14 protein-coding genes are annotated in these 20,803 nt (G+C 64.6%); 10 read left to right on the forward strand and 4 right to left on the reverse strand.

The features are described 5' to 3' along the window. Positions 1-60 precede the first annotated feature (60 nt). From ilvD to metG, 8 genes are all read left to right on the forward strand, one after another. On the forward strand, positions 61-1,779 hold the full coding sequence (gene ilvD, locus ACIPV6_RS00535; protein WP_400269061.1) for a dihydroxy-acid dehydratase: 1,719 nt from the start codon (positions 61-63) through the stop codon (positions 1,777-1,779). Positions 1,780-2,063: 284 nt separating this feature from the next. Further along, entirely contained in the window at positions 2,064-3,965 is a 1,902-nt protein-coding gene (locus tag ACIPV6_RS00540; protein ID WP_400269062.1) for an acetolactate synthase large subunit, read from the forward strand. A 2-nt stretch (positions 3,966-3,967) separates the two neighbouring features. Then, positions 3,968-4,480: an acetolactate synthase small subunit gene (ilvN, locus tag ACIPV6_RS00545; RefSeq protein WP_021470923.1), complete on the forward strand. Its 513-nt coding sequence runs from the start codon at positions 3,968-3,970 to the stop codon at positions 4,478-4,480. A 63-nt stretch (positions 4,481-4,543) separates the two neighbouring features. Beyond that, on the forward strand, positions 4,544-5,569 hold the full coding sequence (ilvC, locus tag ACIPV6_RS00550; RefSeq protein ID WP_397322507.1) for a ketol-acid reductoisomerase: 1,026 nt from the start codon (positions 4,544-4,546) through the stop codon (positions 5,567-5,569). A gap of 253 nt (positions 5,570-5,822) precedes the next feature. After that, positions 5,823-7,418 carry a phosphoglycerate dehydrogenase gene (gene serA, locus ACIPV6_RS00555; protein ID WP_400269063.1) on the forward strand — a complete coding sequence of 532 codons (1,596 nt, stop codon included), beginning with the start codon at positions 5,823-5,825 and terminating at the stop codon, positions 7,416-7,418. Positions 7,419-7,627: 209 nt separating this feature from the next. Next, positions 7,628-10,438, forward strand: a complete 2,811-nt coding sequence (locus tag ACIPV6_RS00560; RefSeq protein WP_400269064.1) for an FtsX-like permease family protein — start codon at positions 7,628-7,630, stop codon at positions 10,436-10,438. Then, a complete protein-coding gene (locus ACIPV6_RS00565; RefSeq protein WP_387436025.1) occupies positions 10,435-11,190 on the forward strand; it encodes an ABC transporter ATP-binding protein in 756 nt (251 codons plus the stop codon). Before ACIPV6_RS00560 ends, ACIPV6_RS00565 begins: the two co-directional genes overlap by 4 nt. Positions 11,191-11,225: 35 nt before the next feature. Next, positions 11,226-12,785, forward strand: a complete 1,560-nt coding sequence (metG, locus tag ACIPV6_RS00570) for a methionine--tRNA ligase (protein WP_400269065.1) — start codon at positions 11,226-11,228, stop codon at positions 12,783-12,785. A gap of 115 nt (positions 12,786-12,900) precedes the next feature. Here metG and ACIPV6_RS00575 read toward each other — a convergent pair whose 3' ends face one another. The 4 genes from ACIPV6_RS00575 to ACIPV6_RS00590 all read right to left on the reverse strand — a co-directional run bounded on the left by ACIPV6_RS00575 (position 12,901) and on the right by ACIPV6_RS00590 (position 18,160). Next, positions 12,901-15,357 (reverse strand): ABC transporter permease, encoded by a 2,457-nt coding sequence (locus ACIPV6_RS00575; protein ID WP_400269066.1) that lies wholly within the window; start codon positions 15,355-15,357, stop codon positions 12,901-12,903. A gap of 2 nt (positions 15,358-15,359) precedes the next feature. Further along, a complete protein-coding gene (locus tag ACIPV6_RS00580; protein ID WP_400269067.1) occupies positions 15,360-16,148 on the reverse strand; it encodes an ABC transporter ATP-binding protein in 789 nt (262 codons plus the stop codon). A 111-nt stretch (positions 16,149-16,259) separates the two neighbouring features. Further along, positions 16,260-16,973 carry a response regulator gene (locus ACIPV6_RS00585; RefSeq protein WP_400269068.1) on the reverse strand — a complete coding sequence of 238 codons (714 nt, stop codon included), beginning with the start codon at positions 16,971-16,973 and terminating at the stop codon, positions 16,260-16,262. Positions 16,974-16,975: 2 nt separating this feature from the next. Continuing rightward, positions 16,976-18,160, reverse strand: coding sequence for a sensor histidine kinase (locus tag ACIPV6_RS00590; protein WP_400269069.1), 1,185 nt, complete (start codon positions 18,158-18,160; stop codon positions 16,976-16,978). Between the two features lie 121 nt (positions 18,161-18,281). Here ACIPV6_RS00590 and ACIPV6_RS00595 point away from each other — a divergent pair, with 121 nt between their 5' ends. Together ACIPV6_RS00595 and ACIPV6_RS00600 are read left to right on the forward strand one after the other, a co-directional pair. After that, on the forward strand, positions 18,282-19,334 hold the full coding sequence (locus ACIPV6_RS00595) for a 3-isopropylmalate dehydrogenase (protein WP_400269070.1): 1,053 nt from the start codon (positions 18,282-18,284) through the stop codon (positions 19,332-19,334). Between the two features lie 123 nt (positions 19,335-19,457). Continuing rightward, entirely contained in the window at positions 19,458-20,570 is a 1,113-nt protein-coding gene (locus ACIPV6_RS00600) for a branched-chain amino acid aminotransferase (protein ID WP_397325921.1), read from the forward strand. Positions 20,571-20,803: the final 233 nt, after the last annotated feature.

Genomic DNA, 20,803 nt, shown 5'->3' on the forward strand with positions numbered 1-20,803 from the left:
TTGCGTTTTTCCCAGCCGGGGCCGGTTCCCGCGAGGGCGTGGACACATAGACTTTGGGGCATGAGTGAGACCAGCCAGATTGCAGATACCGCGCCGGACATCAAACCCCGCAGCCGGGTTGTTACTGACGGCATTCACGCCGCTCCCGCACGCGGAATGTTCCGCGCCGTGGGCATGGGCGACGACGATTTCGAAAAGCCCCAAATCGGCGTCGCCAGTTCCTGGAACGAAATCACCCCTTGCAACCTCTCCCTGAACCGGCTTGCCCAGGGCGCCAAGGAAGGCGTCCACGCCGGTGGCGGGTTCCCCATGCAATTCGGCACCATCTCCGTCTCGGACGGTATTTCCATGGGACACGAGGGCATGCACTTTTCCCTTGTGTCCCGCGAAGTCATTGCGGATTCCGTGGAAACCGTCATGCAGGCCGAACGGATTGACGGTTCGGTGCTCCTGGCAGGGTGCGACAAGTCGCTGCCGGGCATGCTGATGGCCGCGGCCCGCCTGGACCTTGCCAGCGTCTTCCTTTACGCAGGTTCGATCATGCCCGGCTGGGTCAAGCTGGAGGACGGTTCCGAGAAGGAAGTCACCCTCATTGATGCCTTCGAAGCCGTGGGGGCCTGCGCCGCGGGAAAGATGAGCCGCGAGGACCTCAACCGCATCGAGAAGGCCATCTGTCCCGGCGAGGGTGCCTGTGGCGGCATGTACACGGCCAACACCATGGCATGCATCGGGGAGGCCCTCGGAATGTCCCTTCCCGGGTCTGCGGCGCCACCTTCGGCAGACCGCCGTCGTGACGAGTTCGCGCGCAAGTCCGGCGAGGCCGTGGTCAACCTGCTCCGCCTCGGCATCACGGCGCGCGACATCATGACCAAGGAAGCCTTCGAGAATGCCATCGCCGTGACCATGGCCTTCGGTGGCTCCACCAACGCCGTCCTCCACCTGCTGGCCATCGCCCGGGAAGCCAACGTGGAGTTGACGCTGGCCGACTTCAACAGGATCGGGGACAAGATCCCGCACCTCGGCGACCTCAAGCCCTTCGGCCGGTACGTCATGACCGATGTGGACAGGATTGGCGGCGTGCCGGTCATCATGAAGGCACTGCTCGACGCCGGCCTGCTGCACGGCGACTGCCTCACCGTGACGGGCAAGACCCTCGCGGAGAACCTCGCGTCCATCAACCCGCCGGACCTCGACGGGAGGATCATCCGCGCCCTGGACAACCCCATCCACAAGACGGGCGGCATCACCATCCTCCACGGTTCGCTGGCGCCCGAGGGTGCCGTGGTCAAGAGTGCCGGCTTCGATGCCGATGTCTTCGAGGGAACAGCACGCGTCTTCGAGCGGGAGCAGGGTGCCCTGGACGCCCTGGACAACGGCGGGATCAAGAAGGGCGATGTGGTGGTGATCCGGTACGAAGGACCCAAGGGTGGCCCCGGAATGCGGGAGATGCTCGCGATCACCGGAGCCATCAAGGGTGCAGGCCTGGGCAAGGATGTCCTGCTCCTCACCGACGGCCGCTTCTCCGGTGGTACAACCGGCTTGTGCATCGGCCACGTCGCGCCGGAAGCGGTGGACGGCGGTCCCATCGCCTTCGTGAAGGATGGCGACCGCATCCGCGTGGACATTGCTGCAAGGTCCTTCGACCTCCTGGTGGACGAAGCCGAGCTGGAGGCCCGCAAAGTGGGCTGGAAACCGCTGCCGGCGAAGTTCACCAAGGGCGTGCTGGCCAAGTACGCCAAGCTCGTGCACAGCGCCTCCACGGGCGCCTACTGCGGCTAGCGGCAAGCCCGGACTCCGCCCGTTCCGCTGTGGCGGAGTCCGGCACTTGGACGCCGTTGTCCAAATAGTGGGATACGATGGTGCTCGATTGACACGTATCTCACTTAGAGGGAACACTGAACGCATGATCTCATTCGTTACCGTCGGCGTCGTCGTCCTTACCAAGCGCGTGGCTTAGCCCGACTGGTAACGAACTGTCACGCGCAAACCCCTCGAAGAGCCGGAAGGCTGAGGGGTTTTTTTATTCCCAAAGACCCATCAAAGATCCACTAAGGAAGAGTCCGATGAGCAAAGGATCGCCGATCAGCCCCTCGCTGATGGCTGCAAAGTCCGCTGGAGCCCCCAAAGCTCCGGAAAAGGTCGACCGTACGGCTGACACCGTCGTCGACGCTGCTGCACCTCTCTCTCCTGTACTTGGGCCGAACAACGTTGTACCCCCAACGGTGATGACCGGCTCGCAAGCAATTGTCCGTTCGCTCGAAGAACTCGGCGTGGACGATATTTTCGGTTTGCCCGGTGGCGCGATCCTGCCCACCTACGACCCCTTGATGGCCTCCAGCATGAATCACATCCTGGTCCGTCACGAACAGGGAGCCGGCCACGCCGCGCAAGGCTACGCCATGGTTACCGGACGGGTTGGTGTTTGCATCGCCACCTCGGGTCCCGGTGCCACCAACCTCGTCACCGCCATCATGGATGCCCACATGGACTCCGTGCCGATGGTGGCCATCACCGGCCAGGTGGCCAGTGGTGTCATTGGCACCGATGCCTTCCAGGAAGCCGACATCGTGGGCATCACCATGCCCATCACGAAGCATTCCTTCCTGGTGACGGACCCCAACGACATCCCCCACGTCATGGCTGAGGCCTTCCACCTCGCCTCAACGGGCCGTCCCGGTCCGGTGCTGGTGGACATCGCCAAAGACGCCCAGGTTGGCCAGATGACCTTCTCCTGGCCGCCGAAGGTCGACCTGCCCGGCTACCGCCCCGTGGTCCGTGGCCACAACAAGCAGGTGCGCGAAGCAGCCAAGCTGATTGCTGCCTCCAGCAAGCCCGTCCTGTACGTGGGCGGCGGCGTGGTCAAGGGCCATGCCTCGGCCGAACTCATGGAGCTCGCGCTGGCTACCGGGGCTCCTGTGGTCACCACCTTGATGGCCCGCGGCGCCTTCCCCGACTCGCACCCGCAGCACGTGGGCATGCCCGGCATGCACGGCTCCGTTTCCGCCGTTACTGCGCTGCAGCAGGCAGACCTCCTCATCACCCTGGGGGCACGCTTCGATGACCGCGTGACGGGCGTACTGAAGACGTTCGCTCCCTTCGCCAAGGTGATCCACGCTGACATTGACCCCGCCGAGATCTCCAAGAACCGCACGGCGGATGTTCCGATCGTTGGCTCGGTCAAGGAAATCATTCCGGAACTGACCGAGGCCGTGAAGGCCCAGTTCGAGCAGAGCGGTACCCCGGACCTGGACTCGTGGTGGGCGTTCCTGAACAACCTGCGTGAAACGTACCCCTTGGGCTGGACCGAGCCCGAAGACGGCCTGAGCGCACCGCAGCGCGTGCTCAAGCGCATCGGCGAACTCACCGGACCCGAAGGCATCTACGTCGCCGGCGTGGGCCAGCACCAGATGTGGGCAGCCCAGTTCATCAACTACGAACGCCCGCATGCCTGGCTGAACTCCGGTGGCGCAGGAACCATGGGATACTCGGTTCCGGCGGCCATGGGCGCCAAGGTGGGCGAGCCGGACCGTGTGGTCTGGGCCATCGACGGCGACGGCTGCTTCCAGATGACCAACCAGGAATTGGCCACCTGCGCCATCAACAACATTCCCATCAAGGTTGCCATCATCAACAACTCTTCGCTGGGCATGGTCCGCCAATGGCAGACCCTGTTCTACGAAGGCCGCTACTCCAACACGGACCTGAACACCGGCCACGACACCATCCGCATCCCGGACTTCGTCAAGCTGGCAGACGCTTACGGCTGCGCCGCACTTCGATGCGAGCGTGACGAGGACATCGACGCCACCATCCAGAAGGCCCTCGAGATCAACGACCGCCCCGTGGTCATCGACTTCGTGGTGAGCCCCAACTCGATGGTGTGGCCCATGGTGCCCGCCGGCGTCAGCAATGACCAGATCCAGGTTGCCCGCAACATGACCCCGGAATGGGAAGAGGAGGATTAGGCATGACCCGCCACACACTGTCCGTTCTGGTAGAAGACAAGCCCGGCGTTTTGACCCGCGTGGCCAGCCTCTTCGCCCGGCGTGCATTCAACATCAACTCCCTGGCCGTCGGACCCACCGAGGTACCCGGCATGTCCCGCATGACGGTCGTCGTCGATGCCGACGGCGACCTGATCGAGCAGGTCACCAAGCAGCTCAACAAGTTGGTCAACGTGATCAAGATTGTTGAACTGACTTCCGAATCTTCCGTACAACGCGACCACATCCTGGTCAAGGTACGTGCGGATGCCGCGACACGTCTGCAGGTTACCCAGGCTGCAGACCTGTTCCGCGCCGCTGTTGTCGACGTGTCCACAGACTCGTTGGTGATTGAGGCAACCGGTACCCCGGAGAAGCTCGCAGCGCTGCTTTCAGTGCTGGAGCCGTTCGGCATCCGTGAAATTGTGCAGTCCGGCACCTTGGCCGTTGGACGGGGATCCCGCTCCATGAGTGACAGGGCGCTCCGCTCCGCGTGAGCAGTGCCCCGTACCGCAGCACCACATCAATAACGAGAAATCCACTCAAGAGGAGTTACGCAAGTGACTGAAATGTTCTACGACGACGACGCAGACCTGTCGATCATCCAGGGTCGCAAGGTTGCCATTGTCGGCTACGGCTCCCAGGGCCACGCCCACGCGCTGAACCTGCGCGATTCCGGCGTCGAAGTTGTCATCGCGCTCAAGGACGGCTCGAAGTCGACCGCCAAGGCACAGGACGCTGGCTTCACCGTCAAGAACGTCGCCGACGCCGCCGAATGGGCAGACGTCATCATGATCCTGGCGCCGGACCAGCACCAGCGTTCGATCTTCAACGACTCCATCAAGGACAAGCTGACCGAAGGCAAGGCACTCGCCTTCGCCCACGGCTTCAACATCCGCTTCGGCTACATCGAGGCTCCGGCCGGCGTTGACGTCATCCTGATCGCTCCGAAGGCTCCGGGCCACACGGTCCGCCGCGAATTCGAAGCCGGCCGTGGCATCCCGGACATCATCGCCGTGGAGCAGGACGCTTCCGGTTCCGCCTGGGACCTGGCCAAGTCCTACGCCAAGGCCATCGGCGGCACGCGCGCCGGTGTCATCAAGACCACCTTCACCGAAGAGACCGAAACGGACCTCTTCGGCGAGCAGTCCGTCCTTTGCGGTGGCGTTTCCCAGCTCATCCAGTACGGCTTCGAAACCCTCACCGATGCCGGCTACCAGCCGCAGATCGCCTACTTCGAGGTACTCCACGAACTCAAGCTCATCGTGGACCTCATGTGGGAGGGCGGCATCGCCAAGCAGCGCTGGAGCGTCTCCGACACCGCCGAGTACGGTGACTACGTTTCCGGCCCGCGCGTCATCACCCCCGAGGTGAAGGAAAACATGAAGGCTGTCCTGGCTGACATTCAGTCCGGTGCCTTCGCCAAGCGCTTCATCGACGACCAGGACAATGGCGCCGTCGAGTTCAAGGCACTCCGTGCCAAGGCAGAGCAGCACCCGATCGAGGAAGTTGGCCGCGAGCTCCGCTCGCTCTTCTCCTGGCAGCAGCAGGACGAGGACTACGTCGAAGGCTCGGCTGCACGCTGATTCTTCCCCCGCAATGCCCGTCCGGCTTCTACACGCCGGGCGGGCATTGCCCGTTCTACCCGCCCTCCGGCTCCCAACGGCGGGCTGTGAACTTGTTCACAACAGGCCCGGCCTGCCCGTAACATCCCCAACCGGGCACCGGCTTAGCGGCCCTGATTCGATATTCTGGGCAGGTCCCGGCGTCGTGCCCGGGCCACGCATCCGCTCCTTGTCCAGTACTGTTCCCAAGTTGTCCAAAGTAAGGTGCCACCCCGTGTCAGCCACCAAACCCGTCGTCCTCCTCGCCGAGGAACTTTCGCCCGCCACAGTCGAGGCATTGGGCCCGGATTTCGAGATCCGCCAGACCGACGGCGCCGACCGCTCCCAACTGCTGTCCGCCATTGCCGACGTCGACGCCATCCTGGTCCGTTCGGCCACGCAGGTTGATGCCGAAGCCATCGCCGCCGCGAAGAACCTCAAGGTCATCGCCCGTGCAGGCGTGGGGCTGGACAACGTGGACATCAAGTCCGCCACCCAGGCCGGAGTCATGGTGGTCAACGCTCCCACCTCCAACATCGTGTCCGCCGCTGAACTGACGGTGGGCCACATCCTGAGCCTGGCCCGCCACATCCCGCAGGCAAGCTCCGCGCTGAAGAACGGCGAATGGAAGCGTTCCAAGTACACGGGCATCGAGCTGTTCGAGAAGAAGATCGGCATCATTGGCCTGGGCCGCATCGGTGCCCTCGTGGCTGCCCGCCTTCAAGGCTTCGATACCGAGATCCTCGCCTACGATCCCTACATCACGGCTGCCCGTGCGGCGCAGTTGGGCGTCAAGCTGGTCACCCTGGACGAGCTCCTGGAAAACGCGGACTTCATCACCATCCACATGCCCAAGACGCCTGAGACCGTAGGCATGCTGGGCGCCGACGCCTTCCGCAAGATGAAGGAATCCGCGTATGTGGTCAACGTGGCCCGTGGCGGCCTGGTTGACGAGGAAGCCCTCTACACCGCCTTGAAGGAAGGCCAGATTGCCGGTGCCGGTGTTGACGTCTTCGTCAAGGAGCCCAGCACCGACCTGCCCTTCTTCGAACTCGACAACGTTGTGGTGACCCCGCACCTTGGTGCCTCCACGGACGAAGCCCAGGAGAAGGCCGGCGTCTCGGTGGCCAAGTCGGTCCGCCTTGCCCTGGCCGGCGAACTGGTCCCGGATGCCGTGAACGTGGCCGGCGGCGTGATCGCCAGCGACATCCGCCCGGGCATCCCGCTGATCGAAAAGCTCGGCCGGATCTTCACCGCCCTGACGCACGCTTCCCTGACCCAGATCGACGTCGAGGTTGCCGGTGAAATCGCGGCCCTGGACGTCAAGGTCCTGGAACTGGCCGCCCTCAAGGGTGTGTTCGCCGATGTTGTCACCGAGCAGGTTTCCTACGTCAACGCACCCGTCATCGCCGAGCAGCGCGGCATCAACACCCGCCTGATCACCACGCCGGATGCCGAGGACTACCGCAACGTCCTGACCATCCGTGGCGCACTCAGCGACGGTTCCCAGATCTCCGTCGCCGGTACCCTGACCGGCCCCAAGCAGGTGGAGAAGCTGGTGGGCGTCAACGGGTACGACGTCGAAATCCCCATCAGCGAACACCTGGTGGTTGTTGCCTATGCTGACCGTCCGGGTGTCATCGGCACCATCGGCCACATCCTGGGCATGAACAACATCAACATCGGCGGCATGCAGGTTGCCCGCCAAACCGAAGGCGGCCAGGTCCTGGCGCTCCTGACCATCGACAGCTCGGTCCCGCAGCAGGTGCTCGAGGCCATCAAGGCAGGCATCGGAGCGGACATGGTCCGCGAAGTGGACCTGGAGGACTAGGGGTCATCCTCAAAGCTGATTTTGGCGTGGTGGAGACACACTTCTGACACGCTTGCGTGGCCGGTCTGCTTACAATGGCTGGGTCCGGGATTCGGACCCGGCAGCAGGCCGGCCACTACTTTTTGCACATACAGCCCGGGATTCCTTTGTGTATTCGAGGGGTCAGGGTCCATGTGTGCGCGCCCGCAATCAAGGTCTCAGGGAGCCCAATGAACGCCGTCCAAAGGTTCATCAGAAGCCGTGTGCTGCTGCTGACCGCGGCCATTTTGATCGTCGCGATGTGCTTGTCCGTCCTCGTCCAGAGCCAGTCGCAGGCGGCTCTGAACCGGACCGTGGACGAGAACTCGCGCGGTCTGTACGACATCCTGGTACAGGCAAAGCCTGACCAGGCCAAGGACAGCGAGGGTGGTGCGCTGATCCAGCCGGAAATCGCCAACGGCCAGGGCGGCATCAGCTTCGACCAGCTGGACAAAATCCGTGCCATGGGCCAAACGTCCGTGGCTGCCCCGATCAGCCTGGTCTCCCGTGTTTCGCAGAACCTTGAGGCGCCGCGCCTGAATGCCATGGACTACCTCGGCTACAACGCCGGGCTCGCCGGAGCCGTCACGGCAGGCGATCCGTCCGCCATGGACTCCAGCAAATGGCCTGCCGCTGAATCGGTGTTGTCGGACACCCCCAAGAAGTACCGCCTGACGGCCACGGCCACGAGCTCCGACGGCGTCAACCAGCAAACGCTGTTCAAGACCAGCGCCGAGGGCACCCTGGGCAAGGGCCGCCTGGTGCAGGAACAGGCCACCGGCGGCTCCAACGTCCGGATCACCGGACCCGATGGCGAAACGGGCATCAAGTTCCCGGCCCCGGCCCTTGGTTCCGAGCACAACCTCTTCAACCTCTCCGTGGCCCTCCCGTTGGCACCTGAGGTGACCGAGTCCGTCGTCGCGGTTGACCCCGCCTCGGAGAGGGCCCTCCTGGGCTCCGCGGGCGACTTCCTGGCGCCGCTGGAGAAGGCCCCGCCGGCGGATGCCCGCAACGCCGGGGCGATCGGCCGCCACTTCGAAAGCCTGTTCACCACCGGCCTGAGCATGCAGCAGTTGGAGGAAGGCCCTGACTTCCTCGGCGTGAAGCTCAAGTACTGGGCTCCGCTCATGACCCAGTACCAGCAGGCCAAGCGCGATGGGCTCCTCACCGACGATTCCCAGGCCATCCCGCTGATTGTCCGCTCCGGTACGGCCTTGGACCTGCAGTACTCGGTCAAGATCGAGGAAATCGATTCGTCCGGCAAAGTGGTCAAGGACGTCGGTACGGTTTCCCGCTCACTGGACAAGGACTACCTGCCGTTCGTTTCCAAGGCACCGTTCGCACTGGAATGGCCCGGTTCCACCGACCACAGCCAGCTGCTTGGCAGCACGGCCTCCTTCGGCCAGGGCCTCTACGATCCGGCTACGTGGAGTACGGCTTTCGCCGCTGCACCCAAGTACAAGGACGGCGACCAGGCCGCCAACGGCGCCTCGGACAAGTCAGCGACGCCGGGGGACTGGGTCACGGTCAACCGCCTGCCCGAGAAGTCGTCATTCGGCGCCGCCGTGGACCAGACCCAGCGCAAGCCCGTTGACGAACGCTCCTACCGGGAAGACCTCGCCACCGGCAAGAAGCCTGCCACCCCCATGCCCATGGTGTACGGAACCTTCAACCCCGCGGACGTCCAGGCAGCCGCCGGTGATGTCAACAAGCTTCCGCTTGGTGGCTACGATCCCGCGCCCATGACCCTCAGCAAGGATGCCCAAGGCAAGGACGTGGACGCCACGCAGTTGAAGCCTTCCCTGAGTGCCACGGGCCTGGTGAGCCAGTCCGCCGGTGCCATCACCGACTACTACGGCCTTGCCGCAGCCCGCGGCTACGACTCCAACGCCAACGTCATCGACGCCATCCGCGTCCGTGCCAACGCAACAGGCAACTGGAAGCAGGCGCAGCCGGAGGTCGAAAAGCTCGCTGCCCAGATCCGCGGGCTCGGACTCGAAGCCACCGTGGTTGCCGGCTCGGCACGTGAAGACGCCAACATCTTCGTTCCCGGCTACAGCAAGGACGACTCCGGCAAGGAATCGGCGCTGGGCACCGTCCAGCAGTCGTGGGTCCGCCAGGATGCCGCCGACGCCGTGTCCGGCTCCCTGACGGGCACCAACGTCACCCTCCTCTTCCTGACCCTGCTCGGCGCCACGCTGCTCACGGGTGCATCGACGGTCAGCTACATCCGGCAGCGCCGGAGCGAAGCCGGAATCCTCCGGGCCATGGGATGGACGCAGAAACGCATCCGGTCCTGGGTCCTTGAAGAATTTGCGGTGGGCGCGGCTGCCTTGGCGGCGGCCGGGATCATCCTCAGCCTGCTCAGTTGGAACCTCGCCACCGTGATTGTCTCGATCACCATGCTGATCATTTATGCAGGGGCTGCGTTCCTCGCCGCCCAGCAACTGCGCCTCCGAGTAGTAGTGGACCAGGAACCCCAGCACGACGAACGCCTCGTCACCGTGGATTCGCCGCTGACCTTCGCCAACAGGCAGCTGACCACCAACCGCTTCAACTCGATCTCGCTGGCCGTGGCCGTGGGCGTCTTCGGTGCCGCCGTGGGTGCGCTGATCGCCTTGCTGATCGATATTCCACGCGCCGCTGGCGCCAGCGCACTCAGCGGCCTGGCAGCAGCGAGCGTGGCCCTGCCCAGTGTGATCCTGGCCGTGTTCGGTGTGCTCGTGGGCCTGCTGCTGACCTTGGTCACCGGCCGGTTCGAGCTCCACGCCAAGCGTGAGTACCTCGGTACCCTGCGTGCCATGGGCTGGAACCCTGACATGCTGGGCCAGGTCCGCTTCTTCGAAAACGCCCTCGTGGGCACCGTGGCCCTTCCCCTCGGCGTCCTTGGCGCCCTGGGACTGGGTCTCCTCCTTGCTCCCTACGCGGCTCTGTGGGCCGGGCTGGCCGGTCTGCTGGCCGTAATTTGCTGGATTCCGATTGCAACGAAAGTAGTCAAATGACTGAGACTCCCAACCCCGAGCTGACGGCGACCCCGGAATCCACGGACGAGTCGCTGCAGACGCGCGCCAACACGATCGTGAAGGCCGCCGACCACGCCACTCCGCTGGAGCTGAGCCGTGTCACCATCCACTACGGTGGCGACAAGGGCGGGGCCGAGGAAGTGGACGTCGTCGATGACTTCAACCTCACGCTGCACGCCGGTGAGATGCACTGCATCGCCGGCCGAAGCGGCTCCGGCAAGACCAGTATCCTGACCGTGAGCGCCGGGCTGACGCTTCCGACGTCGGGCAAGGTCTTTTGGGAAGGGCAGTCGCTGGAGGCGATGGGCGACGACGAAATCGCCGACCGTCGTCGGGCCCTCATCGGGTACGTGGACCAGGGCGGTGCCCTGATCGACGGCATGAGCGCACTGGAGAACGTCCTGCTGCCCGCCGTTCCGGACGGCGAAGTAGAGCAGCGCACCGAGATGGCCAAGGACCTCCTGGACCTGGTGGGCCTGGGTCGCCGCATGCGCCACCGCCCGGCCCAGCTCTCCGGCGGTGAGCGCCAGCGCGTCGCCATTGCCCGGGCGCTGATCCTCGGCACCCGCGTCCTGGTGGTGGACGAGCCCACGGCAAGCCTGGATCGCGCAGCCGCCAACCGCATCATCGGTATCCTCAAGGACACCACCAGCGACGGCATCGCGGTACTCGTGGCGTCACACGACCATGAACTGGTCCGTCTCAGCGATACGCTGACCGAGCTTAACTAGCTTCTCCACACCGAAAATAAAGGTAACTTCTTAGAGTGACGTCTGCAGAGAAATCCCCGTTCTACATCACCACGGCCATCAGCTACCCCAACGGCGTGCCGCACATCGGGCATGCCTACGAGGTCATCGCCACTGATGCCATGGCGCGCTTCAAGCGCCTCGACGGCCATGAGGTCTTCTTCATGACCGGCACCGATGAGCACGGGCTCAAGATGCAGCAGTCCGCCGAGAAGGAGGGCCTCACTGCCAAGGGGCTGGCCGACCGGAACTCCGCTGCCTTCAAGCAGATGAGCCAGGACCTGGGCATTTCCCACGACCGCTTCATCCGGACAACGGACCCGGACCACTACGCGGCGTCGCAGGCCATCTGGAAGAAGATGGAAGCCAACGGCGATATCTACCTCTCCAAGTACGAGGGCTGGTACTCCGTCCGCGATGAGGCGTATTACGTCGAGGACGACACCGTGGTGAAGGAAGACGGCCTGCGCTACTCCAAGGAAACCGACACCCTGGTGACGTGGACTGCGGAGGAGAGCTACTTCTTCCGGCTGTCCGCCTACCAGGAAAAACTCCTGGCGTTGTATGAGGAGCAGCCTGAGTTCGGGGCACCGCAGTCGCGATTCAACGAGGTCATCAGCTTCGTCAAGCGCGGTCTTGAGGACTTGTCCATCAGCCGCACCACGTTCGACTGGGGTGTTCCGGTTCCGGGCGACGAGAAGCACGTCATGTATGTCTGGGTGGATGCCCTCACCAACTACCTGACCGGTGCGGGCTACCCGGACGTGGACTCCGAATCCTTCAAGAAGTTCTGGCCGGCGGATGTCCATGTGATCGGCAAGGACATCTCCCGTTTCCACGCCATCTACTGGCCCGCGTTCCTCATGAGTGCCGGGCTGGAGTTGCCCAAGCGCGTCATGATCCACGGATTCCTGACCAACAACGGCGTCAAGATGTCCAAGTCGCTCGGCAACGTGGTGGCACCGCAGGACTTCGTGAAGCAGTACGGGCTGGACCAGTGCCGCTTCTTCTTCCTTCGCGAAGTCCCGTTTGGCGCCGATGGCAGCTACAACCACGAGGCGATCGTGGGCCGCATGAACTCGGACCTCGCCAACAACTTCGGCAACCTGGCCCAGCGTTCGCTGTCCATGGTGGCGAAGAACTGCGACGGAAAGGTTCCCGTTCCCGGAGACTTCACCGCCGAGGACCAGGAGCTTCTGGCCAAAGCGGGCGCCTTGCTGGAAACGGCCCGTGGCGCGTTCGAGAAGCAGGAGTTCAGCCGTGCGCTCGAAGCCATCTGGACCGTGCTGGGTGACACCAATGCCTACTTCGCCGAGCAGGCGCCGTGGGTGCTGCGGAAGACTGACCTGGAGCGCATGAACACGGTCCTCTACGTCACTCTGGAAGTCGTGCGGATCGTGGCGATCCTCGCCCAACCGGTCATGCCGTCGTCGTCCGCCAAGCTCCTTGAGGTGCTCGGCCAGCCGGAAGGCGGCGCCCGCCAGTTCGCCGCCATCGCCACGCCGATCGTTGCCGGCACGGAGCTTCCGGCTCCCGCCCCGGTGTTCCCGCGATACGAGGAACCGGCCGAGTCCTGACCGACGCTCTCTCACCAAGTCGCCTATAGACGCCAACGCTCTCTCACTTCCAGCCGGTCCGGCCGCCGGAAGTGAGAGAGCGTTTCGCGTTATGGGCGGTTACGTGAGCGAGCGATCAGGCGGTGGCGAGGCCCTCCACGGGTGACAAACGAGCCGCCCGTCGTGCAGGAACCACGGAAGCCAGCAGTCCGGCCACCACGGCCACGCCGAAGACGGCCGCAAGTTGCAGCCACGGCACTGACGGTACAACTTCCGCCATGCCTCCGAGGGTGGACTGGGCGCCAAGCCAGCCGTAGACGACACCCAGCCCGGCACCAAGCACGGCGGCCACACCGGCAACCAGCACCGCTTCGATGGCGAGCATCCCACGCAACTGGCCCCTGGTCAGCCCGAGCGCCCGGAGCAGGGAGTTCTCCCTTGTCCGTTCCAGGACGGAGAGGGATAGGGTATTTGCCACGCCAATCAAGGCGATGACCACCGCGATCCCCAGCAGGCCTGTGACGACGAGCAGCAGGACATCGATGATGCTGTTGAACGTGGCCCGTTCAATAGCTGAACCGCTGACTGTCCGCTCAGGAATTCCCAGGATCGAGGCGATGTCCTTCTGCAGTGCCTGCACGCGGTCTCCGGACACGGCGTCCGATACCTTCACCCACACCATTCCCGGTGTCTCCGGCAGGGTGCCGCCCGGAATGGCCGACTGCTCCACGAACGGCGGCACGTGCCTGGTTTTCAGTACTGTCGCCTCGAGCGACACGGGACCCGCGGGAGTGGTGATGTCCGCCGTTCCCGGGGTCGAATCCTCGGGAAGGTAAACCGTTCCGGGCACGGGCCGCAGCTTGGCGTCGCGGAGGACGGCGGAAGCATCGCTGCCGCTGATGGCGTAGACGGTGGTGCCGCCGTCGGGCGTTGCTGGGTTGGTGAGTTCACCCACGGGACGGAGGAAGGCGGCGGCGTCCACCCCGTCCAGGGCTGCGATGCGCTTCACGCCTTCTGTGGTGTCCGTACTGCCCGTCTGGGCCGCGAGATCCACCGGATAGGTTTCGGCCAAGGTGCTGTTGAACGCCTGGCGTGCCGTGGAAGCGCCGGTCATCATCAAGGAAACCAGCGTGACACCGATCAGGAGGGCAGCAGCCGTGGCCGACGTCCGGGCCGGGTTGCGGGTGGCGTTGACGGCCGCGAGTTTGCCGGGCACTCCGGCGGGAGCGGCCAAGCGCCCCGCCCAAGCCACCACGGTGGGAATGAACAGCGTGGAGCAGAGCAGGATGCCTATGAAGGACATGGCACCACCCAGCAATGCCACGGGCAGGGACACGTTGATGCTCCCGAACACCAGCAGCGCTGTGCCGCCGAGCAGGCCCGCAACGCCGAGGGCAAGACGGACTTTGCCGCGGCGGTTCCGGACGGAAGCGTCGTCGGCGGGGCGCAAGGCGGCGAGGGGTGCGACGGCGGTGGCCGCCTTCGCGGGGACCAGCGCGGCGACGACCGTCAACAGCATGCCCGCGGCCAGCCCGGCGATAACAGCTGACGGCGGCACGGCCAACGTGGCGAAAGACTGTTCCGGTTGCGTCCTGGCCCAGGCCACCAGTCCGGACATCAGGCCGATTGCGGCACCGACACCCAATACCGAGGAAGCGAAGCCAACCACGAGTGCTTCCAGCAGGACCGAACCGCGGATCTGCCCTCGTCCGGCACCCAGGCAGCGGAGCAGGGCAAGTTCCCTGGTCCTCTGGGCCACCAGGACGGAGAACGTATTGGCCACCACCAACGTGGACACCAGGATTGCCACACCGGCAAAGGCCAGGAGGACGATGGTCAGCTGGTCCTGGCCCGCGCTCAGCATGGCCACGGTAGACGTGACCTTCTCCTGGGCTGTTTCGATGACGGGACGTTCAATTCCGGCGGCTTCCATGCGGCGTGCGACGTAGTCCTTGGCAGCAGCCACATCCTGGCCGGGCTTGAGCAGCAACTGCAGTCCCGTGAAGCCTGCCCCGCTGTCCTGCACGGCATTGAGGACGGAAGGGCCGGCGATGAGTTGGGCAGCGGACGCCGAAAAGGGATCATTGCTCGATTGCACCAGGCCGGTAATGGTGACCGTGGCATTCTTCACGGGACCCGAGCCGTGCAGTTCAAGCGTGCTGCCCGGGACCAGCCCAAGGTGCTGGGCAGTCTTGACGTCGATGACGGCGTCGAACGGATTGGACGGCATGGTTCCGGAGGAAAGCACGGCCCCTTCCAGTGATGCGGGAGCGGCATTCCTGAGCCGGCCGTACTGTTCCCCTCCGCCTGCCTGGAACGTCACATACGTGGAGCGCTCCGCGTAGCCCTCCTGGACCGCGGGGGAGGAAGCCGCCGCGTCGACGGCTGCCTGGGTGAAGGGCTCGCTCTTGGGGGTGGCCACAAGATCCGCGTGGCGATAGGCCTCGCCGATGCTGGCGCCCAAGGAGGCATTGGTACTGGCGCCTACCATGAGTGTGGCCGCCAGGAACATCACGGACAGCAGGACTGCCAAGCCGATGGCCACAAAGCGCCGGTAATGGGTTGTCAGCTGGGACAAAGCAACGCGCAGCACGCTTACGCCCCCAATTTGCCGAGCGCCGTCAGCACGGAGTCCGGGGTCGGCTGGTGGATTTCGCCCACCAAGCCGCCGTCGCTCATGAGGACCACGCGGTCTGCGTAGCTTGCCGCGACGGGATCGTGCGTCACCATGATGATGCTCTGGCCCATTTCCTGGCTGCTCCGGCGCAACAGCGCAAGGACTTCTCCGCCGGCTTTCGAGTCGAGGTTGCCGGTGGGCTCGTCGCCGAATACGACGTCGGGACGCGTCAGCAGCGCCCGGGCCACCGCAACGCGCTGCTGCTGGCCGCCGGACAACTCATGTGGCCGGTGCTTCAACCTGTCTTTCAACCCCAGGGTGGTGACCACGGTATCCAGCCACCCGGCGTCGGCCGTTGTTCCCGCCAGCGCAAGCGGCAAGGTGATGTTCTGTTCGGCCGTCAGCGTGGGCACCAGGTTGAACGCCTGGAAGACGAAGCCGATGCGTTCCCTCCGCAGTGCGGTCAGTTGCTTGTCACCAAGCCCCGTCAGTTCGGTGCCCCCGAGGAGGATGCGGCCGCTGTCCGCAGTATCCAAGCCGGCCAGGCAGTGCATCAGGGTGGACTTGCCCGAACCGGACGGTCCCATGATCGCAGTAAATTTGCCGGCCTCGAAACGTACCGAGACGTTGTCCAGGGCCATCACCCGGGTATCGCCGCGGCCGTAGCTCTTGGTCAGTGAAAGGGCCTCGACGGCGGGACGCGTGGGCTCGGCGCCGGATGGTTGCTCTGGTAACGACGGGTGCGGTGCGGACGTGAAAGTTGTCATGCTTTCACGCTATTTTCACGCTGCCGGTTCCCGGATCAGGCCGAGGGCCCAATGTCCACGCTGCCCGCTCATACCGTGGTCGGAGCCCGGGGTGTGTGGAACTCATCCCTGCTACATGCCTGGGGCCACCACGCCGGTCTCGTAGGCGATGACCACGATCTGCACCCGGTCCCGGGCGCCGAGCTTGGCCAGGATGTGCCCCACATGTGTCTTGACCGTCGCCTCGGAAAGGAAAAGTCCCGCAGCGATCTCCGGATTCGACTGGCCTTGGGCGATCAGCAGGAACACTTCGCGCTCGCGGGCGGTCAGTGTCTCCACTGCGGCCGCGTGCCCGCTCTGTTCCGGGGTCTGCGTCCGCAGCAACGGAGCCACGTGGTCCAGCAAACGGCGGGTGGTGGAAGGTGCGATCACGGCGTCACCGCGGTACACCGTCCGGATAGCCTCCAGGAGTTCTTCGGGCGGTGCATCCTTCAGCAGGAATCCGCTGGCGCCGGCCCGTATCGCGGCCAAGGCGTATTCGTCGAGGTCGAAGGTGGTCAGGACCACGATCTTCACCTCCGCCCGCTGTGAGCCGTTGGGCTGCATGGCGGCCTGCTCCAGGATGCGGCGGGTGGCTTCGATGCCGTCCATTCCAGGCATGCGGACATCCATGAGGACGACGTCGGCAGCCGTGGCACTGAGTGCCTGGATGGCCTCGATGCCGTTGGCCGCTTCTGCCACTACCTCCAGGTCGGCCTGGGAGTTGATGAGCATGCCAAAGCCCGAGCGGACCAGGTGCTGGTCGTCGACGAGGGCCACCCGGATGGGTGCGGTGGGTTCGGACATGTTCAGGCCTCCGAATAGGGGATGAATGCAGATACGCGGAATCCGCCACCCTGTTCCGGGCCTGCGGACAAGGAACCATCGTAGAGCGCAATCCGTTCGCCCATGCCGCGCAGTCCGTTTCCGCCGCCCGCTGCCGGAGGATCTGCGGCTGCGCCCCGCCCGTCATCGACTATGTCCAGCTGGAGCCCGCGGCCGTGCCAAGCCAGGACGACGCTGGCCTTGGCTGCGGGTCCGCCGTGCTTGATGACGTTGGTGAGGGCTTCCTGGATGGTTCGGTAGGCCGTGAGTTCCGCTCCCGCGGGCATGGCCCGGCGGGGGACTCCGCGCTGTTCGAAGGCAACTTGGAGGCTGGCCGCCCGGAAACCCAGCAGAAGTTCGTCCAGGTCGGCCAGCCGTGGTTGCGGACGAGTGGGGGAGTCGTCGTCGTTTCGCAGGACGCCGAGCAGCCTCCGCATTTCGCTGAGCGAATCGCGGCCCGTCGCGGCGATGGTGGCCAGGGCTTCGGTTGCCAGCTCAGGCTTGGCCGCGGCTGCGTATCTGGCACCATCGGCCTGGGTAATGATCACCGAGAGCGAGTGTGCCACGATGTCGTGCATCTCGCGGGCTATGTGGGACCGCTCGTCTGCGGCGGCGAGCTGGCGTTCCTGCTGCTGTTCGGTTTCCAGCCGCCGGGTGCGGTCTTCCAGGGCCTGGAGCTGGAGGCGCCGGACCCTGGTCAGGTCTCCGAGTGTCCAGCTGACCAACACCAACATCCAGATCAGGACCGTGTAGAGCGCGCCGATGGTGAGGCCCAGGATTCCTGATTCGGCGGACCCGGAGTACTCGCGGGTGGTGAGCATGACCCCGCCCAGCAGGCCAAGGATCAACACCGTGCGGCTCGCCCACGCCGGTCCGTAGGCAGCGGTGGCGTAGATGATGAGCGGCACGGCGATTTGGCCGGCCACCGGTTCGGCACCCGCCGCCCATTGGACCAGGCACACTGAAACCACGACGCCGGCAGCCACCACCGGCCGCGTCCGTCGCCAAGCGAGGGGCAACAGGAGGCCGCAGGACAGGGCGAAGAGGAAAGGCCGCCCTGCGAGCAGGTACACAGGTCCGAACAGGAGAAGCAGGATGATGGTTGCCGTCAGGTCCACTTTGAAGCGGTTGGTCCGGAACCATTCGTAGAGTGCGTGCCTTCTGTCCACTCAATGACTCTATGCGCCCCGTGAGGGCCCAGGCATCATGCCGTGGTCGGACCTTTCGGGACAGTGTTCAACAAGTGAGACAATTTTGACCAGCATGTGGATTCTGCGGCTAGATGGTCATATGAGCGCATCGTCCATCAATCTCGCTGTCATCCCCGGCGACGGCATTGGCCCAGAGGTCATCGCCGAAGCCGTCAAGGTCCTGGAAAAGGCTGTCGCCGCAGAAGGCGTTACCTTGGAGCAGACCCACTACAAGCTGGGTGCCCAACACTGGCTCGAGACCGGCGAGACCCTTCCGGACGAGGTCCTGGCGGACCTGAAGACGCGCGATGCCATCCTTTTCGGCGCCGTCGGCGCAGCGCCGGGCGACACCCGGATTCCCTCGGGCATCATCGAACGCGAGATGCTCCTCAAGCTGCGCTTCAGCCTGGACCATTACGTCAACCTTCGTCCCTCAAGGCTCTACGGAACCGTCGGCAGTCCGCTGGCCAATCCCGGCGAGATCGACTTCATCGTGGTGCGCGAAGGAACCGAAGGCCCCTACGTTGGCAACGGCGGCACCCTCCGCGGCGGAACCCCGCACGAGGTAGCTACCGAAGTCTCGCTCAACACGGCCCACGGTGTTGAACGCGTGGTCCGGGACGCGTTCCGCCGCGCCAACGAGCGCCCGCGCAAGCACGTCACCCTGGTGCACAAGCACAATGTCCTGGTGTTCGCCGGGCATCTCTGGAAGCGCACCGTTGAGGCCGTGGCCAAGGAATTCCCCGAGGTCACCCACGACTACCTGCACATCGATGCCGCAACGATCTTCCTGGTTACCGACCCAGCGCGCTTCGACGTCATTGTCACCGACAACCTCTTCGGCGACATCCTGACCGACCTCGCAGCTGCCGTCACCGGCGGAATCGGGCTCGCGGCATCAGGAAACATCAACATGGACCGCACCGCACCGTCCATGTTCGAACCCGTCCATGGCTCCGCCCCGGACATCGCAGGCCAGCAGAAGGCGGACCCCACTGCTGCGATCCTGTCTGCAGTGCTGTTGCTGGACCACCTTGGCTACACCTCGGCGGCCCGCAAGATCGAAGCGGCAGTTGTTGCCGACGTCGAAAGCCGCACCGGCGAACCGCGCAGCACCGCTGCGATCGGCGACGCCATTGCGGCCGCACTTTAGGCCCATTACCCAGGCGTAAGCTTGTCTTGAATTATTTACCTGCTTCCTTGGTCCATCGCTGAACCATCTCCTCTTCCATGGGGCCGTGGTTCGCACTGCCAGGTAGCTGACTGTGGAGGAAACATGACTCAGACTGCCCATGGCGTCGAATTCAGCCAGCAGCTTTCGGCCAACCCGAAGTCTGTTGAGGAGCGTGCAGCCGTCCTGGCGAACCCGGGATTCGGCGACTACTTCACCGACCACACCGCCGTCGTCGATTACAAGGTCGACGCCGAAGGCAAGGGCGGATGGCAGAATGCCCGCGTAGAGCCGTACGGCCCCATTGCGCTGGACCCCTCGGCCGCGGTGCTGCACTACGGCCAGGAAATCTTCGAAGGCCTTAAGGCTTACCGCCACGCTGACGGTTCCGTCTGGACCTTCCGCCCGGAAGCCAATGCTGCCCGGCTCAACAAGTCGGCCCGTCGCCTTGCCCTTCCGGAACTGCCGGAGGAATACTTCCTGGGCGCCATCCGCGAACTGGTGCAGGCCGACAAGGAATGGGTTCCCTCCGGTGACGGCGAAGCCCTGTACTTGCGTCCGTTCATGATCGCCACTGAAGCGTTCCTGGGTGTCCGCGCTGCCCGTGAAGTGTCCTTCCGGGTCATCGCTTCGCCTGCCGGCAACTACTTCGGCGGGGAACTCAAGCCGGTGTCCATCTGGATCTCCCGCGAATATGCCCGTGCCGGCCGCGGTGGAACGGGTGCCGCGAAGTGCGGCGGCAACTACGCCGCCTCGCTGATCGCGCAGCAGGAGGCAGAAGCCAACGGTTGCAAGCAGGTACTTTTCCTGGACCACTTCAACGACGACGCCGTGGAAGAACTCGGCGGCATGAACGTCTTCTTCGTGTTCAAGGACGGCTCACTGGCCACGCCCGCCCTGAGCGGGACCATCCTGGAAGGCGTCACCCGGTCCTCCGTGATCCAGGTGGCCAAGGACATGGGCCGTGAAGTTTCCGAACGCAAGATCACCCTGGACGAGTGGCGCGATGGCGTTGCTTCGGGCGACATCACCGAAGTCTTCGCCTGCGGTACCGCTGCCGTGATCACGCCGATCGGTGTGCTGAAGGACGCCACGGAATTCATCGGCTCCGAGGACGCCAAGGCAGGCGAAACCACCATGGCCATCCGCGAGCAGCTCCTGGGCATCCAGACCGGAACGGTCGAGGACCGCCACGGCTGGCTGACCCGCCTGGTCTAGGTCCGCACAAAGAACGACGCTCCAAACCACGACGCTCCAAAGTACGACGACGGTCCGCGCCTTGAGTGACAAGGCGGGGACCGTCGTCGTCCACCCTCTCCCACCGAACCGCCTCTTTTAAGGAACGCTCTCTCACCGAGTCGCCTCTTTTGAGGAACGGTCTCTCACTGAGTCGCCTCTTTTGAGGAACGGTCTCTCACTGAGTCGCCTCTTTTGAGGAACGGTCTCTCACT

Source organism: Paenarthrobacter sp. NPDC089988 (assembly GCF_044748465.1).
Classification (GTDB): domain Bacteria; phylum Actinomycetota; class Actinomycetes; order Actinomycetales; family Micrococcaceae; genus Arthrobacter.

Excerpts from the sequence above, each read along its gene's own strand:
- ilvD (WP_400269061.1), top strand. The coding sequence starts at position 61 with ATGAGTGAGACCAGCCAGATTGCAGATACCGCGCCGGACATCAAACCC.
- ACIPV6_RS00540 (WP_400269062.1), top strand. The coding sequence starts at position 2,064 with ATGAGCAAAGGATCGCCGATCAGCCCCTCGCTGATGGCTGCAAAGTCC.
- ilvN (WP_021470923.1), top strand. The coding sequence starts at position 3,968 with ATGACCCGCCACACACTGTCCGTTCTGGTAGAAGACAAGCCCGGCGTT.
- ACIPV6_RS00560 (WP_400269064.1), top strand. The coding sequence starts at position 7,628 with ATGAACGCCGTCCAAAGGTTCATCAGAAGCCGTGTGCTGCTGCTGACC.
- ACIPV6_RS00565 (WP_387436025.1), top strand. The coding sequence starts at position 10,435 with ATGACTGAGACTCCCAACCCCGAGCTGACGGCGACCCCGGAATCCACG.
- ACIPV6_RS00580 (WP_400269067.1), bottom strand. The coding sequence starts at position 16,148 with ATGACAACTTTCACGTCCGCACCGCACCCGTCGTTACCAGAGCAACCA.
- ACIPV6_RS00585 (WP_400269068.1), bottom strand. The coding sequence starts at position 16,973 with ATGTCCGAACCCACCGCACCCATCCGGGTGGCCCTCGTCGACGACCAG.
- ACIPV6_RS00595 (WP_400269070.1), top strand. The coding sequence starts at position 18,282 with ATGAGCGCATCGTCCATCAATCTCGCTGTCATCCCCGGCGACGGCATT.
- ACIPV6_RS00600 (WP_397325921.1), top strand. The coding sequence starts at position 19,458 with ATGACTCAGACTGCCCATGGCGTCGAATTCAGCCAGCAGCTTTCGGCC.